At 66.4% G+C, this 16012-nt stretch carries 13 protein-coding genes; 9 read left to right on the plus strand and 4 right to left on the minus strand.

Features of this window, described 5'->3' with window-relative positions; all coding sequences use genetic code 11:
- The first annotated feature begins 165 nt into the window (after positions 1-165).
- The 7 genes from murB (at position 166) to HMP06_RS00385 (ending at position 9190) form a co-directional block, all read left to right on the plus strand.
- Positions 166-1044, plus strand: a complete 879-nt coding sequence (murB, locus tag HMP06_RS00355; protein ID WP_176495284.1) for a UDP-N-acetylmuramate dehydrogenase — start codon at positions 166-168, stop codon at positions 1042-1044.
- Entirely contained in the window at positions 1041-1958 is a 918-nt protein-coding gene (locus tag HMP06_RS00360; RefSeq protein WP_176495285.1) for a D-alanine--D-alanine ligase, read from the plus strand. Before murB ends, HMP06_RS00360 begins: the two co-directional genes overlap by 4 nt.
- Positions 1955-2893: a cell division protein FtsQ/DivIB gene (locus tag HMP06_RS00365; protein ID WP_176495286.1), complete on the plus strand. Its 939-nt coding sequence runs from the start codon at positions 1955-1957 to the stop codon at positions 2891-2893. Before HMP06_RS00360 ends, HMP06_RS00365 begins: the two co-directional genes overlap by 4 nt.
- Before the next feature lie 17 nt (positions 2894-2910).
- Positions 2911-4173 carry a cell division protein FtsA gene (gene ftsA, locus HMP06_RS00370; RefSeq protein WP_176495287.1) on the plus strand — a complete coding sequence of 421 codons (1263 nt, stop codon included), beginning with the start codon at positions 2911-2913 and terminating at the stop codon, positions 4171-4173.
- A gap of 113 nt (positions 4174-4286) precedes the next feature.
- Positions 4287-5747 (plus strand): cell division protein FtsZ, encoded by a 1461-nt coding sequence (gene ftsZ / locus HMP06_RS00375; RefSeq protein ID WP_176495288.1) that lies wholly within the window; start codon positions 4287-4289, stop codon positions 5745-5747.
- A gap of 124 nt (positions 5748-5871) precedes the next feature.
- Complete coding sequence (locus HMP06_RS00380) at positions 5872-8001, plus strand: SPOR domain-containing protein (RefSeq protein WP_176495289.1); 2130 nt, start codon at positions 5872-5874, stop codon at positions 7999-8001.
- A 16-nt stretch (positions 8002-8017) separates the two neighbouring features.
- Positions 8018-9190 (plus strand): deoxyguanosinetriphosphate triphosphohydrolase, encoded by a 1173-nt coding sequence (locus tag HMP06_RS00385; RefSeq protein ID WP_176495290.1) that lies wholly within the window; start codon positions 8018-8020, stop codon positions 9188-9190.
- Between the two features lie 123 nt (positions 9191-9313).
- Here the strand turns inward: HMP06_RS00385 and HMP06_RS00390 are convergent, their stop codons facing one another.
- The gene (locus HMP06_RS00390; protein WP_176495291.1) at positions 9314-9604 is read right to left on the minus strand and encodes a hypothetical protein; all 291 of its coding nucleotides are present in this window, start codon (positions 9602-9604) and stop codon (positions 9314-9316) included.
- A gap of 225 nt (positions 9605-9829) precedes the next feature.
- Here HMP06_RS00390 and HMP06_RS00395 point away from each other — a divergent pair, with 225 nt between their 5' ends.
- Together HMP06_RS00395 and HMP06_RS00400 are read left to right on the plus strand one after the other, a co-directional pair.
- Positions 9830-11335, plus strand: a complete 1506-nt coding sequence (locus HMP06_RS00395) for a DUF1800 domain-containing protein (protein ID WP_176495292.1) — start codon at positions 9830-9832, stop codon at positions 11333-11335.
- Between the two features lie 4 nt (positions 11336-11339).
- Positions 11340-12500 (plus strand): DUF1501 domain-containing protein, encoded by a 1161-nt coding sequence (locus tag HMP06_RS00400; protein ID WP_176495293.1) that lies wholly within the window; start codon positions 11340-11342, stop codon positions 12498-12500.
- A 164-nt stretch (positions 12501-12664) separates the two neighbouring features.
- Here HMP06_RS00400 and HMP06_RS00405 read toward each other — a convergent pair whose 3' ends face one another.
- From HMP06_RS00405 to HMP06_RS00415, 3 genes are all read right to left on the minus strand, one after another.
- Positions 12665-13906 (minus strand): glutamate carboxypeptidase, encoded by a 1242-nt coding sequence (locus HMP06_RS00405; RefSeq protein ID WP_176495294.1) that lies wholly within the window; start codon positions 13904-13906, stop codon positions 12665-12667.
- 89 nt (positions 13907-13995) lie between these two features.
- The gene (locus tag HMP06_RS00410) at positions 13996-14859 is read right to left on the minus strand and encodes a M15 family metallopeptidase (RefSeq protein WP_197940716.1); all 864 of its coding nucleotides are present in this window, start codon (positions 14857-14859) and stop codon (positions 13996-13998) included.
- A 260-nt stretch (positions 14860-15119) separates the two neighbouring features.
- Positions 15120-15947 carry an energy transducer TonB gene (locus HMP06_RS00415; RefSeq protein WP_176495296.1) on the minus strand — a complete coding sequence of 276 codons (828 nt, stop codon included), beginning with the start codon at positions 15945-15947 and terminating at the stop codon, positions 15120-15122.
- Positions 15948-16012: the final 65 nt, after the last annotated feature.

The following is a 16012-nucleotide window of genomic DNA, read 5'->3' on the forward strand; positions in this document are numbered from 1 at the left end:
GCCCCGCATGGCCAAGGATTGTCCGGGGGACAACCCGACCCCAAACTGGGGACCAGCGAAGCTGGTGGAGGGGGCGCGCCACAAGCGACCGCCTCTACTGCTGCACGCCCCCTCCACCATTTGCCGGAAGAGGCAAATGGTCCTCCTCCCCGTGCCGGGGAGGATTTGCGCGTTGCCGGCCGCCTGACCGAATCCGCCCCACTCGCCCCGCTCGTCTGGTTCAAATCCGGCGGCAGTGCGCAGTGGCTGTTCGAACCCAAGGACGAGGCCGACCTCAGCGCCTTCCTCGCCGATCTCGACCCCGCGACGCCGGTCCTGCCGCTCGGCCTCGGCTCGAACATGATCGTGCGCGACGGTGGCGTCCCGGGCGTGGTAATCCGGCTCGGCAAGCCCTTCGCCAAGGTCGCGGCGATCGATGCGACCACTTTGCGCTGCGGCGGCGGGGCGAGCGGGATCCTCGTCTCCTCGACCGCGCGCGATGCCGGGATCGCTGGCGTCGAATTCCTGCGTTCGATCCCCGGCACCGTCGGTGGCTTCGTGCGGATGAACGGCGGTGCTTACGGTCGCGAGACCAAGGACATTCTGGTCGACTGCGACGTGGTGCTGCGCTCGGGCGAGCGGCAGACGTTGGCGGTCAAGGCGCTCGGCTACACCTATCGCCATTCGACCTTGCCGGAGGGCTGCGTTGTCGTCGGTGCGACCTTCCGGGGTTCGCCGGGCGATCCGACCGCGATCCAGGCCGAAATGGACCGCATCGCCGCCGCGCGCGAGGAATCGCAGCCACTGCGCTCGAAGACCGGGGGATCGACCTTCAAGAACCCGGAAGGCCACAAGGCGTGGGCGCTGATCGACGCCGCCGGATGCCGCGGCTTGCGCATCGGTGACGCGCAAGTCAGTGAGAAGCATTGCAATTTTCTCCTTAACCTCGGCAATGCGACGAGTGCGGAGATCGAAGCGCTGGGCGAGGAAGTCCGCGCGCGGGTGCTGGCGGATTCGGGCGTGACGCTGGAGTGGGAAATTCAGCGGGTGGGGGTGGTGAAGTGAGCTTGCACGTCGCGGTCCTGATGGGCGGCTGGTCGGCCGAGCGGGAGGTTTCGCTGTCCTCGGGCGCGGGCGTGGCCGATGCGTGCGAGAGCCTGGGCCACCGCGTCACGCGGATCGACATGGGGCGGGATGTTGCCGCCAAGTTGGCCGAAGCAAACCCCGACATCGTCTTCAACGCGCTTCACGGTACGCCGGGGGAGGATGGGTCGGTGCAGGGGATGCTCGATCTGATGGGGCTGAAATACACCCATTCGGGCCTCGCCACCTCGGTCATCGCGATCGACAAGCAATTGACCAAGCTGCTGCTGGTCCCCGCCGGAATCCCGATGCCGGGCGGCCGGATCGTCAAGTCGGCGAGCCTCTACGAGGGCGACCCGTTGCCGCGTCCTTATGTGCTGAAACCGGTCAACGAAGGATCGTCGGTCGGCGTCGCGATCGTCACGGCCGAGGGCAATTACGGCAACCCGATCGCAGCGGGATCGCCGGGGCCGTGGGCTGAATTCGAGGAATTGCTTGCCGAACCGTATATCCGCGGGCGCGAATTGACGACGGCGGTGTTGGGCGAAACCGCGCTGGGCGTGACCGAGCTTCGGCCCAAGACCGGCTGGTACGATTACGAATCGAAATATACCGACGGCAAGACCGAGCATATCTTCCCCGCCGCCATCCCTGACGAGATCACGGCGGCGTGCAAGCAGATCGCGCTCGACGCGCATCGCTTGCTCGGCTGCAAGGGTACGTCGCGGTCGGATTTTCGCTGGGATGACGAGGCCGGGGTCGACGGCTTGTTTCTGCTCGAGGTCAACACCCAGCCGGGCATGACGCCGCTCAGCCTGGTGCCCGAACAGGCGCGGCATTGCGGGATCTCGTATCCCGAACTGGTCCAGGCCATCATCGAGGAGGCCCTGCAATGAGCGCCACGATCAAACGCGGCACCGTGCGCCGTCCGGTCCAGCCCAAGCGGCGCAAAGCGCCCAAGGTATCGATCATCGACCGGATGATCACGGCGCTGCCGGTCAGCGAAGCGACGCTGGGGCGGATCGCGACCTGGTCGATCATGGGGTTGGTCGGCGCGGCGACGCTGGCGACGGCGACGTTCCTTGGCGTGCCGGGGATGATGGGATCGGCGATCGGCGAGGGGATCGGCCAGGCGGGGTTCCGCGTCTCCAATATCCAGATCACCGGGCTCAACCGGATGGATCACAATGTCATCTACAAGATCGCGGCGAACCAGCCGTCGATGGCGATGCCGCTGGTAAGCCTGGAGAAAATCCGGCAGGATTTGGTCGCGCATAGCGGCTGGATCGAGGACGCGCATGTTTCGCGGCGCTTGCCCGATACGCTGATCGTGCATGTCGTCGAGCGCAAACCATCGGCGATCTGGCAGAAGGATGGCAAATTGGCGCTGATCGCAGCGAACGGCACGTGGCTGGAGCCGGTCGACCCCGAAGCGATGCCCGATCTGCCGCTCGTCATCGGCGCGCATGCCAATGAACAGGAACCGGCGTATCGGCACTTGTTGAACGTCGCGCCTGCCTTGCGCGGTCAGGTGAAGGCAGCGACCTGGGTCGGCAACCGGCGCTGGACGCTGACCTTCGAAAGCGGCGAAACGCTGCAATTGCCGCAGGGCGATGTCGAGGCGAGCAAGGCCTTGATGAAGTTCGCAGAGATGGATGGCGTGCGGCCGTTGCTGGGCAAGGGCTGGCTCGGCTTCGACATGCGCGATCCGACCCGGCTGGTGGCGCGCAAGCCGGGTGTGACGACCAACAAGGCGATTACCGATCCGACCGCAGAAGCGACGCCGGCAGTGATCGAAGCAAAGCAATCCGGCGCGCAGGCGCAAGGGTAACAACAGGGAAACTGCGTATGGCGAACAGGGCACCGGAAGGATTGATCACCGCACTCGACATCGGGTCGTCGAAGGTCTCCGCGATGATCGCGCAGAAGGGCGATGGCGGCGAGCTGATCGTGCTCGGCACCGGCCAGCGCGAGAGCCGCGGCGTCAAGCGCGGCTACATCGCCGACGCCGCCGCGACTGAAGTTGCCGTGCGCGAAGCGGTTGAGCAGGCCGAGCGGATCGCGGGCACCAATATCGAGAATGTCTGGGTGAGCTTCTCGGCCGGGGGGCTGGTGTCTGACGTCGCCTCGATCGAGTTCGAGTTGGGCGGCCACCGGGTCGAGCAGTCCGACATCGATGCGCTGTTGCAGGCCGGACGGGATTCGATCGACCCGGCCGGGCGGATGGTGCTGCATGCGCAGCCTGCGCTCTACACGCTCGATGGCTTGACCGGCGTGAAGCGTCCGCTCGGGCTCCATGCCGATCGCTTGGGCGTGCATATCCATGTTGTGGCGGCGGACGGATCGCCAGTGCGCAATCTCGGGCTGTGCGTGGCGAATGCGCATCTCGAGGTGAAGGCGATCATTGCATCGCCGGTCGCGACGGGCATGGCCTGCCTTAGCGACGAAGAGCGCGAACTGGGCGTCGCCTTGGTCGAGCTGGGCGCTGGCATCACCAACGTCTCGCTGTTTGCCGGCGGGATGCTGGTCGGGCTGCTGTCGATTCCGATCGGGGCGCAGGACATCACTGACGACATCGCGTCTGCTTTCGGCACGCGCCGCGCGCAGGCCGAGCGGATGAAGTGCGTGCACGGATCGGCCAACGCATCCCCGCGCGACAATCACGAAATGATCGACGTCGCGCCGATTTCGACCGAGGACGACGCGCATGACGGCACACGCATCACCAAGGCGCAGTTGATCACCGTGATCCGCCAGCGGCTAGACCATCTGATCGGCGAAGTCGGCAAGGCGCTGGCCGAGTTAAAGTTCGAAGGTCCGGTCGGGCGGCAAGTCGTGCTGACCGGCGGCGGCGCGGAATTGAAGGGCATCGCCGATTATGCGCAAGCCGCGCTCGGGCGATCGGTACGGATTGGACGCCCGCGCGGGCTGACCGGCCTGCCGGAGGCGCATGCCACGCCCGCTTTCACGACGCTCGCCGGCCTGGCCTTCTACGCTGCGGCCGACCCGGTCGACCTTCGCGCTTTGTCGAGCAAGCAGCAATTGGTGCACCGACCAAAGGGTTTTGCGCTGTTTCGCCGGCTGATTGCGGCGGCAAGAGCGAATTATTAAAGAATTACGACAGGATTTAGTTGTTGCCGCTGGAACGACCGTTAACGATGGTGCAGAACAGCGTTACGTACATGTGAAGCGCCGGGGTCTAGGGGCGCAATTGGAGACCGGATATGAGCATCGAATTTCTGCCGCCCGAAGTCGATGAGCTGACGCCGCGCATCGCCGTGATCGGCGTGGGCGGGGCTGGCGGCAATGCCATCGCCAACATGATGCGCGCCGACGTGCAGGGCGTCGATTTCCTCGTCGCCAACACGGATTCGCAGGCGCTGAAGCAATCGACCGCGAGCCATAAGATCCAGCTCGGCGCGAAGATCACGCAAGGCTTGGGCGCTGGCAGCCGCCCCGAAATCGGGCGTGCGGCGGCCGAGGAGACGATCGAGCAAGTCACCAAGATGCTCGAGGGCGCGCACATGTGCTTCATCGCGGCCGGCATGGGCGGCGGCACCGGCACAGGTGCCGCTCCGGTCATCGCCAAGGCGGCGCGTGACATGGGCATCCTGACCGTCGGCGTCGTGACCAAGCCGTTCGCGTTCGAAGGCAACCGCCGCGCCAAGAGCGCCGATGCCGGGATCGAGGAACTGCAGAAGTATGTCGATACGCTGATCGTCATCCCCAACCAGAACCTCTTCCTGGTCGCCAATGCGAACACGACCTTCAAGGAAGCGTTCCAGATGGCCGACGAAGTCCTGCAGCAGGGCGTGCGCGGGATCACCGATCTGATGGTCATGCCCGGCCTGATCAACCTCGACTTTGCCGACGTCCGTTCGGTGATGCAGGAAATGGGCAAGGCGATGATGGGCACCGGCGAAGCATCGGGCGACAATCGCGCGATCGAGGCGGCGTCGAAGGCGATCGCCAACCCGCTGCTCGACGGCGTCAGCATGAAGGGCGCCAAGGGCGTTATCGTGTCGATCACCGGCGGTGACGACATGCGCCTGCTCGAAGTGGACGAAGCCGCGAACCATATCCGCGAGCTGGTCGACGAAGACGCCAACATCATCTGGGGGTCGGCGTTCAACCCCGATCTCGAAGGCAAGATCCGCGTCTCGGTCGTCGCGACCGGTATCGAGGCGGAAGCGCGCCCCGTTGCCGCTGCTGCGCCGGCGTCGCGGGCGTTCAGCTTCTCGGCCCCGAAGAAGAACGAAGACGCAGCTCCGGCCGCGCCAGAAGCCACGCCCGAACCGCTCCACGCTGCCGAGGATGTCGCGTCCGAGCCGACCGCGAGCGATACCGACGAACTGGTGCTTGGTAGCGAGACGGTCGTAGCCGAGCCAATCGTCGTTGCCGCTCCGGAGCAGCCGATGGAGGCAGCAGCACCCGCCGCCGATGACACGCCGAGCGAAGCACCGACGCGTCGCCGCTGGCTTTCGCCCGGTGCGGCACCCGTCGCAGAACCCGCGGCCGAGGTTCCGGCGGAACCGGTCGCCCCGGCACCCCGCGTCAAGCTGGGCGGAACCTTGTTCGAACGGATGTCGAGCGTTTCGCGCGGCGCTGCGCGCGACGAGGATCCGGCACCCGACAAGGATCCGCTCGATATCCCGCGCTTCCTGCATCGCCAGAACAACCAATAAAAGAACGCTCGGGCGGCACGTCGGTGGTCCCGACGTGTCGCCTGTCGCCCCTGTGTTTCGTTTTGCCGCAGCGCAGCCGCATGCCGCATTGCTGCTCGCACCGTCAACGCGTCTAGGAAACAGGATGCGCACTCCCCGTCTTGCTGGTTCGATCCTTGCGTTGTCGGTTTGTGGCGCGGCCGCGCACGCGCAGACGACGTATCCGTCGCCCTATCCGACGGCACCTTCGCCTTATGGTGCGCCGGTTACTGTCCAGCCACTGTCCGACGCCGATTTGCTGGCCAGCGAACTGCGCCTGCTGGCGGTCGATCCGCAAAATCTCCAGGCATTGATACGGGCGGGCGAGCTCGCGTTGAAGCTCGACGACGATACGGGCGCAGCAGCATTTTTTGCGCGTGCCGGGCGGATCGATCCGCGGAATGCGCGGGTGAAGGCGGGGGAGGGCAGCCTGCTCGTTGCGGCGGAGCGGCCGGGCGACGCCTTACGGCATTTCGCCGAGGCGCAGGCGCTGGGAGCCGATCCGCGCAGTTTCGCGGCGGACCGTGGCCTCGCCTACGATCTGGTCGGGGAGCAGGAGCGGGCACAGCGCGATTATCGGCTGGCGTTGAAGGCCGGGCCGAATGACGAAACCCAGCGGCGCTACGCCTTGTCGCTCGGCATTTCGGGCAAACGCGAACTCGCACTGGCGCAAATCGACCCTTTGCTTCGACGCAGTGACCGCGGCGCATGGCGCACGCGCGCGTTCATTCTCGCGATGGCGGGCGATAAAGCGGGTGCGGAGAAGATCGCCACAAGCATGATGCCGACCGGCATGGCGGGGGGGCTGCAGCCGTTCTTCGAGATTTTGCCGACGCTTCGGCCGGCCGACCGCGCCTTTGCGGTGCATTTCGGCGAGGTGCGCGCCAATCCCGAGCGGATGGCGGATGCGCGGCTCGTTCCGCCATTGGCAGCGCTCGGTCCCGATCCGACCGCGCCGGTCGTGGCCGCCACCGCCACGCGCCCGCTGGTCGTCGTCGATGCCCGCGAGGAACGGCGGCGGGCAAAAGCGGCACGCAAAGCGAGCCGGGCACGCGGGGGCGAGCAAATGGCCGCGCTTACGCCGCCGCCGCCGCTGCCTTTGCCCGCTCCGCCGCCGTACACCGGGCGATCGGTGGCGTCGGCGCCGCCTGCTGATGCGTATCGACCGGTCGGGCCAGCACCCGTGGTACTGGCGTCGAACGCGGTGCGTGTGCCGGCGGTGACGCCAGCGCCGCCGCCGGCTGCGCCGGTCGCGACCTTTGTCCAGCGTGGTGCTCCGGTCGCCGGGCGCGATGCCGCTGCGCGGGCGGTCGTCGTTGCAAACGCGCCGACAGTCGCGCGGACATCTCCGGTGATTGCAGCGCCGCCGATTATCGCGCCGATGGCGACGACGCCACCCCCTGCGCCGTCCGTCATGGTGACGTCCGCTCCGGTCCCAGCGCCAATTGTGGTGACGCCCGCCGCGGTCCCGACGCCGGTCGCGCCGGAACCGGTCGCGGCAGCACCGTTTGCAACGACGACCGTCGATGCTGCGCCGGTGAACCCCACGCCGACGAGCGTGCCGCTTCAGCCTCAGACGGTGCCGACGCAGGTGCCCGCGCAAACGCCGGTGGTGGCGACCCCGCCGCCGTCCCCCACCCCGGTACGCAGCGAGGAATCGATCCTCGCGGCGATCATCGCCGATATCAAAGTACCCGGCGGCGAGCTTGCCGCCGAGCCCGAGCCGGTCCCGGAGCCTGCGCCGACGCCCGTGAAGCGCATTGTCGCAGCCAAGCCCGTCCTTCCCGAAAAGCCACCGGTCGATCAGGTGGCGCTCGACAAAAAGGCCGCCGATAAGAAGGCGGCCGACAAAAAGGGGGCGGACAAGAAGGCGCTGGCCGACAAGAAAGCTGCCGAGGCCAAGAAGCTCGCCGATGCTAAAAAGGCGGCTGAAGAGAAAAAGAAGAAGGATCCGAAGGTCCTCGAACCGTCGCGCTTCTGGGTGCAGGTGTCGGGCGGCGCAAACGAGAACGACCTGCCCAAGCAATGGGCGAAGGTGCGCACCAAATCCAAGGCGTTCGGCAGCAAGGGCGGCTGGACCACGCCGCTGCGCGCGACCAATCGCATCCTGACCGGACCGTTCAAGACCGAGAGCGAGGCGCAAAGCTTCGTCAACACCATCGCCAAGGACGGCGCGTCCGGCTTCGTGTTCGTCAGCGATGCCGGGCAGAAGATCACGAAATTGGCGGGCAAGTGACGGGACCAACATCATAGTGACGAACCTCGCGCCCTGGGCATCGCACCCGGAGCGCTCCCGCGGCCGCCTTCACGAAGAACAAAAGGGGGGCGAATTCGATGCCGCCCGCGGCCCGCGCGACGCTTTTCAGCGCGACCGCGACCGGATCATCCATTCGATCAGCTTCCGCCGCTTGCGCCACAAGACGCAGGTGTTCATGGCGCCCGATGGCGACCATTTCCGCGTCCGACTGACGCACAGCCTTGAGGTCGCGCAGATTGCGCGGACCGTCGCGCGCGTGCTCGGGCTGAACGAGGATCTTACCGAGGCGCTCTCGCTCGCGCACGATATTGGTCACCCGCCGTTCGGCCATGCCGGGGAGGATGCGCTGCAGGCCGCGTTGGCGGGGCAGGGTGGGTTCGATCACAATGGCAACACGCTGCGCGCGCTGATGACGATCGACAGCCCGTATCCGCGCTGGAACGGGCTCAATCTGACGTGGGAGACGCTGGAGGGGCTGGCCAAGCATAATGGCCCGATCGTCGCGCCGGGCTGGGCGCTGGCGGAGTGCGATGCCGCCTTTGCTCTCGACCTGACGCAATGGTCGAGCTTGGAGGCGCAGGTCGCGGCGATCGCCGACGACATTGCCTATGACAATCACGACATTGACGATGGCCTGCGCGCCGGGTTGCTAACGTTGGAGCAGTTGCTGGAGGTGCCGGTCGTTGCGCGCGGGTGGGATGCGGTGCGCAAACGCTTCCCTGATGTTCCGGCGGCGCGGTTGGTGAGCGAATTGGTCCGCTCGCAAATTGGGGCGATGGTCCGTGATCTGCTCAGCGAGACGCGCGTGCGGCTGAGCGACATCGGCGATATCGCCGACGTTCGTGCCGCCGGGCGATGCCTGGTCGGCTTCTCGCCCGAAATGCGCGAGGATGAGCGCGTGCTGAAGCGCTTCATGTATGCCAATCTCTACCACCACCCGCGCCAGTTAGAGGCGGCGCGGGCGGCAGAAGGGATCGTGGCGGGGCTGTTCGCCGCATATTCAGCGGACCCCGCGCTGATGCCGGGCGACTGGCCCGAGCGATTGCCCGCGGAAGCGCCGTGGCGGAGCCGCCACATCGCCGACTTCATTGCCGGGATGACCGATCGGTACGCCGTCGCGCGCTATCGCGAAGCGGTCGGCCCGATCGATCTGCCCGAGGGGTTTTAACGCGCGGTCTGGTCCCCGTTCCGTTCGCGCTGAGTTTGTCGAAGCACCGCTCGCCGCGGCCCGGTCGGCGCAACGGGAGAGCAGCCCTTCGACAGGCTCAGGGCGAATGGACGAGATCGCAGCTTAGCGCGACGCGACTTGGGTGGTGGTCAGTTTCGCCTGGGCATTGGCCATTGTAAAATCGACCGGGACGCCGCCGGACACGCCGACAACGCGGTTGCCACGCACGCGCAGCTTGAACGCGCCGCCGCGGGTGAGGCTGCGGCCGCTGATCAGGACATGATCGCCTTTGTTGACGGTGCTGTATTCATAGGTCTCGCCGTCGCGCGTGAAGATGCGGGTCGCGTCCTTCGCCATCGCCGGGGCGACGGTTGCGGCGAGCAAGGCAGTGGCGGCAATGAAGGTCTTGAACATGATCGTCCCTTTCGTGTGAATTCGAAAAGCCGATCTCGCACCCCCTCCCGAGCGCTGCTGTTGAGGCGATCATATTGCACTGCAGCATATGACCAAGCGCAAAGAGCGCACGACCAGTTGCAGGAAACGAACGACGGAATGCCGAGCCGGGCACAATCTTGCGACACTTGCGGCGCATAACGCTGACCAGCCTATCGTATCGGGCGCTTCGTCAGGATGGTTTCGATGAGCAAAGCCAGCATCGCCCTCAACCGCTTCGGTCTCGGCGCGCGCGCCGATCAGCCGGTGCCATCCGATCCGGTCGGCTGGCTGACTGGCCAATTCGCCAAATATGACCCCAAACCGGACGCGATCGCCAACGCGCCGACCAGCGCAGGCGTATCTGCCGAGCTTGCCGATTATTTCCGGCAGCAGCGCGCCCTGCGGGCAGAGGCGGGTGGGCGTCCGGGGCGGCCTGCCCGAGCGATGACGGACGCGCCGATGCAGATGGCCGCCCCCGGAATGCAGACTGCGCCCGCGATGGCGGGACCCACCGCGCCCGTCCAGAGCGACGCGATAAAGCAGGCGCGTCAGTTCGCGCAACGCAGCGGGCGGAACGATTATGCCGGCGCCGTTGGTGCGCGGGCGACCAATGCGCTGATCACGGACACGCCCTTCGTCGAGCGGCTGGTGCATTTCTGGGCGAACCATTTCGCGGTCTCGGCGGACAAATTGCAGGTGATCGGCCTGTCGGGCACAATGGAGTTCGAGGCGATCCGGCCGCACGTGCTGGGCCGCTTCCGCGACATGCTGAGTGCGGTGGAGCGGCACCCGGCGATGCTGCTGTATCTCGATCAGGCGGTTTCGGTCGGACCGAATTCGCCGCTCGGATCGCGGATCGCGCTGCGTGGCAATCGCAAGGTCGGGCTGAACGAGAACCTCGCGCGCGAAATCCTCGAGCTCCACACGCTCGGCGTGCGCACCGGTTATAGCCAGGGCGACGTCACCGAATTCGCGCGGGCGATGACGGGCTGGACGGTCGCCGGGATCGGGCAGGGGCCGGGCGCGCGCGCCGCGGGCACCGACGGTGTGCCCGGCGATTTCGTGTTTGCGGCCCCCTTGCACGAGCCTGGCGACAGGATGGTGATGGGCCGAAGCTACCCCGCGGGCGGGGTCAAGCAGGCGCAGGCGGTGCTGGACGACGTGGCCGCGGCCCCCGCGACGGCCACGCATATCGCAACCAAGCTCGCGCGGCATTTTGCGGGCGATACGCCGCCCCCGGCGATGGTGGCGCGGTTGCAGGCGGCGTTCCTGACCTCTGGCGGAGATTTGCCGACGGTCTACCGTGCGCTGATTGCCTCGCCCGAGGCGTGGGTCGAACAACCGTTGAAGTTCAAGACGCCGTGGGAGTGGACGATCTCGGCATTGCGGGGGTTGAACGTCAAGACCGCCGATCCGCTGGTGATGACCGGTTTGATGACGCAATTGGGTCAGCCGGTATGGCGCCCCGGTCAGCCCGTGGGATATGACGATATCGCGGAAAGCTGGGCCGGGCCGGATGCGGTATTGCGGCGGGTCGAGGCGGCGGAACGCTTTGCCGCGCGCGCGACCAATGTCGATGCGCGCGCGCTCGCGCCGAAGCTGTTTCCCGGCGCGGTTAGCCCCGCCACCGCGACCGCGATCGCCAATTGCGAAAGCCCGGCGCAGGGCCTTGCCCTGCTACTGGTCGCGCCTGAATTCCTGCGGAGATAAGATCATGTACCCCCCAGTCTTTGACCGTCGATCCTTTATCGGGGCCGGTGCCGCTGGCGCGCTGACCCTCGCGCTCGCCCCCCGCATGGCGTTTGCCAAGGCGGACACCGACAGGCGCTTCATCTTCGTCATCCAGCGCGGTGCCGCCGACGGGATGGGGATCGTCGCACCGGTCGGCGATCCGGCATTTGCGGCTGCGCGCGGCATGCTGGCGGAGGATTTTGTCGGGGCCGCGCGGCTCGACGGGATGTTCGCGTTGCATCCGGCGATGCCGACGCTGCGCGCATTGTACGGCCAGAAGCAGGCATTGTTCGCGCACGCCGTCGCCTCGCCGTATCGCGACCGCTCGCATTTCGACGGGCAGAACGTGCTCGAGAGCGGTGGCACCAGCGCGTATCAGGAGAAAGACGGCTGGCTCAATCGCTTGCTCGGCGTGCTGCCGCCGACCCAAGCCAAGGCGATCGCGGTATCGGCGACCGTCCCGCTCGCCCTGCGCGGCAAGCATGATGTGTCGTCCTACGCGCCGTCGAACTTGCCGCGAGCCTCGGACGATCTGCTCCAGCGCGTGGCGATGCTGTATCAGGGCGACAGCCAGCTCCACGCGCTATGGAGCGAGGCGATGAACACGCGCGCGCTGACCGGTGATCTGGCGGCGGGCGGGGGTGCCAATGCGGCGGCGACCGGTGCTCTTGCGGCGAAGCTGATGGTGCCCGCCAACGGCGCGCGGATCGCGATGATCGAAACGGGCGGGTGGGACACGCACACCGGGCAGCGCCAGCGGCTCGGTGCGCAGCTGAAGGGCCTCGACGCGATGATCGGCGCTTTGCAGACCGGCCTCGGCCCGTTGTGGAGCGACACGATGGTGCTGGTCGCGACCGAATTCGGGCGGACCGTCGCGGTCAACGGCACCGGCGGGACCGACCACGGCACGGGCAGTTCGGCGATGCTGTTGGGCGGCGCGGTGCGCGGCGGGCGGGTGCTGGCCGACTGGCCGGGGCTGTCGCAGGCGGCGCTGTTCGAGGGTCGTGACCTGCGCCCGACGATGCAGCTCGACGCGTTCATCGGCGGCGCGGTGGCGGGGCATTTCCGCGTCGAGCCAGCGCGCGCGATGGCAGCGCTGTTCCCGGCTAGTCGCGGGACGAAGGCGGTTTCGGGACTGGTGTGAGGGCCGGGCGCAATCGCGGAAGTTTAGGCTAAGGTTAGGCGTAAACGCAGTGTCGCGCGGTCCGCCCGGCAGCGCGGGCGGGAAGAGGGAAATGCCGGACGATCGAAACAGCGAGGGCACGCTGACGGGTTTTGCCGGAGTAGGACAGCCCGCCCGCGCCGCAATTACGGATTGGCGATCCGCGTCGGCGGGCGCTTGCCGAGTTCGATCAACAAGCTTGTCAGCAGATAGAGCCGCGGCGTCAGCGTCTGCAAATCGAGAAATTCGTCTTCGGTATGCGAACCGGCACCGACCGGGCCGAGGCCGTCGAGCGCTGGCACGCCCTTGGCATAGGCCAGCGCCGATTCGGATGCGCCACCATTTCCGCCGCCGAGCGTGACGCCGCCGATCCGCGCGTAAATTTTCTTCGCGGTCGCTGCCAGCGCTTCGGTCGCGGGGTTGATCGGCAGCGGCGGGAAGGCGACTTCGCGGGTCACGGTTACCTTGGTATCGGGGATGATCGTGTTGGTCGCGTTGCGGCGGAACAGCGCCTCGGTCTCGTCGGCTTGGCGAGTCTCGCGGACGCGGACACTGAAGGTCGCCGAGGCATCCTCGGGGATGATGTTGTTGCGCGATCCGGCGCTCAGCAGCGTCAGGTTGGAGGTCAAGCCGTCGCCCTTGTTGGGGAGGGTGCTGGCGAGGTCGATCTGGTGGATCAACTCGACCGCGGCGTTGCGGCCCATTTGCGGCGCGACCCCGGCGTGTGACGGGCGGCCCTTCACGTCGATGCGAAAGACGTTGCTGCCCTTGCGCCAGACCGTCAGCACATCGGGCACGTCGCCGGGCTCCAAGTTCAGCTCGACATCGGCGTCGGCGAGCAGCCGGTCGATCAGCGCGCGCGTGCCGGGGGAGCCGCGTTCCTCCGATGTTTCGATCAGGAAAGTGATCGACGCGAAATCGGTCTGCTTGAGCGTCTTCAGCAGGCGCAGCGCCGTGATCCCCTCGACCACGCCGCCTTTCTCGTCGATCACGCCGGGGCCGTAGGCGCGGTTGCCCTCGATCCGGAACGGCCGCTTGGCGACGGTGCCGGGGCCGAACACCGTGTCGGTATGCGCGATCATCAGGATGCGGCCCTTTCCGGTGCCCTTCAATGTCGCGACGACATTGTCCGGGAGCGTCGCGAGTTCCGCTGGGAGCAGTTCGACGCTCATGCCAAGCGCGCGCAGTTCGGCGGCGACCAGTTCGGACGCCTTCTGCCCGCCGACCTTGTCGCCGGTGCCCGAATCGATGTTGACCAATGTTTCGAGCAGCTTGAGTTGATCGGCGCGGGCTGCGGTTGCGGCTTTCAGCACCGGGTCGGCAGGCGCGGCGAGGGCTGGGGCCGCGCACAACGCGGCAATGGGCAGAAGGAAGGCGGCGCGGCGCATATTTGGTTTCCCCGGATCGTCTGAGACGAGGAGAGAATGCGTCGGACACTCTGTCAAGCGGAATGGCCCTTTGCCGAGGGCCTTTGCGCCTACCGACGTCGCGTCAGGAGTTCCGGCAGGGAGAGGTTCTGGATCGCGTACTTCTGCCAATCCCTATAATCGAAATGCCACCATTCCTCCGGATAGACGGTGAAGCCCTGCCGCTCCATCTCGCGCCGCACTAGGTCGCGGTGCCACCGCTGGCGGGTGGTCCCGCCCGGATAGTCGGCATAGGCACGCACGCTCATCTCGTCATAGCGGCTGGGCATTTCGACGGGCTTGCCATCGGCGAGTCGATAGAGCGTCAAATCGACCGCGGCGCCGCGATTGTGGCGTGAACCCTTCGCCGGATCGGCGACAAAGACGTGGCTGCTGTCGGGCGTTACGTCCCAAAAGATGCGGGTCACGTACCATGGGCGATAGCCGTCGTGGATCAGCAGCCCGTAGCCGAACGGACGCAGTGCGGAGGCGACGCGGGCGAGCGCCTCTGCGGCAGGCCGTTGCAGGAAGGCTCCGGATTTTTCGTAAAGCGGCACGCCGACGAAATTGTTTGTTTTCGCGTACTGGATGTCGAGGCGAACATTGGGGACGATCTTTTCGAGATTGCGCAGTTCCTCGGCACGCTCGGGCGGTGCTTCGGCAGGCGGGGTTATAGCGCGCGCGCGGGCGCGGATCGCGGTAATATCGCTGCGGCCCCCGGTGCGGATCTGCGCCTCTACTTCTCCGCCATAGTCGCGACGCTGGAAGCTGGTTCCATCCACGATCACCGCCGTGACCGCGCCGTGGCGGCGTACGAAGGTTAAGCTTCGATCACGGCTATCCCGCGAAATGACGAAGGATTTTCCCGAGCGGCGCACGGGTTCCAGCTGAAACCCGCCGCCGTTGAGATAAAGCGTGCCGTCACGCTCCCGCACGTCGAGAGGTGTCGACCCGCCGTCATAAGTCCCAACGAGCGCGGCAACAGGGCGAGCCGGAGGGGGCGGGACTTGGGCTCCCGCGGTAGCGCCAGCAAGGGCAAGGCAGGCGGTGGCGACGGCCCCCAGAATACGTCCGATCATCCCTACCCCTACGGCTCGCCATGTTGCACCGCGTCGGTCGCTGCGAGCTATTTGCCCGCCGAGTGCAACAACGCGAGCTTCACAGCCGAGCCGTCAAGCCATGCTACGTCGCGCGTCTATCGCGGCGATGGAGCCGACGGGGCGCTCAGTGCCGATGACGTGTTGACCCAACCTACGCTAATCGGGCCGACTGAAGGCGGCGGATCACGCGGATCTGGAAAGTTTATTCTGAGGTTTTCGAGGCGGACACGCTGTAGCGACCAGGATTTTATGGCATCCCCGGCGCTATTCTTGGCTGGATGAAACACAGCCCGATTGGTAACTTCAGTACAGGTCGCACGATCGATCTTGCCCGACCCGGAGCTGCCGACCACCCGACAATCGGCGACACGACCCTCAGCGTCGACCGCCAGCAACAGGCTCACGACGTTTAGGGTGCCGTCATAACTTGGGTCTGCCGGACGTTCCCAATAGTCCAACCCCAACTTCCCGGTCGCCAGGACCGCGACTTGCGCCACCGATGCGTCATCGATCCCCCAGGCTTGCCGTAGATTGGTGCGGCAGGTGTCGGAGGCTTTCAACGCATCGGCAAACCCGTCCGAAGTGAACGCGACAAGCTGCCCGTTTTTGGTCTCCAGCGTGATCGGCGCATCAGATGTCATAGTGGCGAGTTTCGACGCCGGGATCAGGACACGCGTCACGCGCCCATCGCTCTTGCCAACCGTGACTTGCGAAAGCGCAACGGCGGCTTCACCGCTAACCACATCGGGAGCAATCGCCACCGTCGTGCGGGCATCGCGCGATCCGAACTGCCGCGCCATAACGCAGCGCGAGTCGGTCGTGGTGACGCGCCACTGCCCGGTTGGGGTAAGCACCTCGGGCTGCGCGAGCGCGGGGGCAGCCAGCAGGCTGACGATCGCGGTCGAGAAGGCAAGTCCCGTCATGCGATTTCTCCAATAAGATCTGCGCAGTACAGAATCAAAGCGTCTCATAATTTTAGATCGGTGAC

It is taken from the genome of Sphingomonas sp. HMP6 (assembly GCF_013374095.1).
Taxonomy (GTDB): domain Bacteria; phylum Pseudomonadota; class Alphaproteobacteria; order Sphingomonadales; family Sphingomonadaceae; genus Sphingomonas.

Coding starts and splice junctions, on each gene's coding strand:
- HMP06_RS00405 (WP_176495294.1), bottom strand. CDS start 13,906: ATGCGCCGCGCCGCCTTCCTTCTGCCCATTGCCGCGTTGTGCGCGGCC.
- ftsZ (WP_176495288.1), top strand. CDS start 4,287: ATGAGCATCGAATTTCTGCCGCCCGAAGTCGATGAGCTGACGCCGCGC.
- HMP06_RS00395 (WP_176495292.1), top strand. CDS start 9,830: ATGAGCAAAGCCAGCATCGCCCTCAACCGCTTCGGTCTCGGCGCGCGC.
- HMP06_RS00400 (WP_176495293.1), top strand. CDS start 11,340: ATGTACCCCCCAGTCTTTGACCGTCGATCCTTTATCGGGGCCGGTGCC.
- ftsA (WP_176495287.1), top strand. CDS start 2,911: ATGGCGAACAGGGCACCGGAAGGATTGATCACCGCACTCGACATCGGG.
- HMP06_RS00415 (WP_176495296.1), bottom strand. CDS start 15,947: ATGACGGGACTTGCCTTCTCGACCGCGATCGTCAGCCTGCTGGCTGCC.
- HMP06_RS00390 (WP_176495291.1), bottom strand. CDS start 9,604: ATGTTCAAGACCTTCATTGCCGCCACTGCCTTGCTCGCCGCAACCGTC.
- HMP06_RS00380 (WP_176495289.1), top strand. CDS start 5,872: ATGCGCACTCCCCGTCTTGCTGGTTCGATCCTTGCGTTGTCGGTTTGT.
- HMP06_RS00365 (WP_176495286.1), top strand. CDS start 1,955: ATGAGCGCCACGATCAAACGCGGCACCGTGCGCCGTCCGGTCCAGCCC.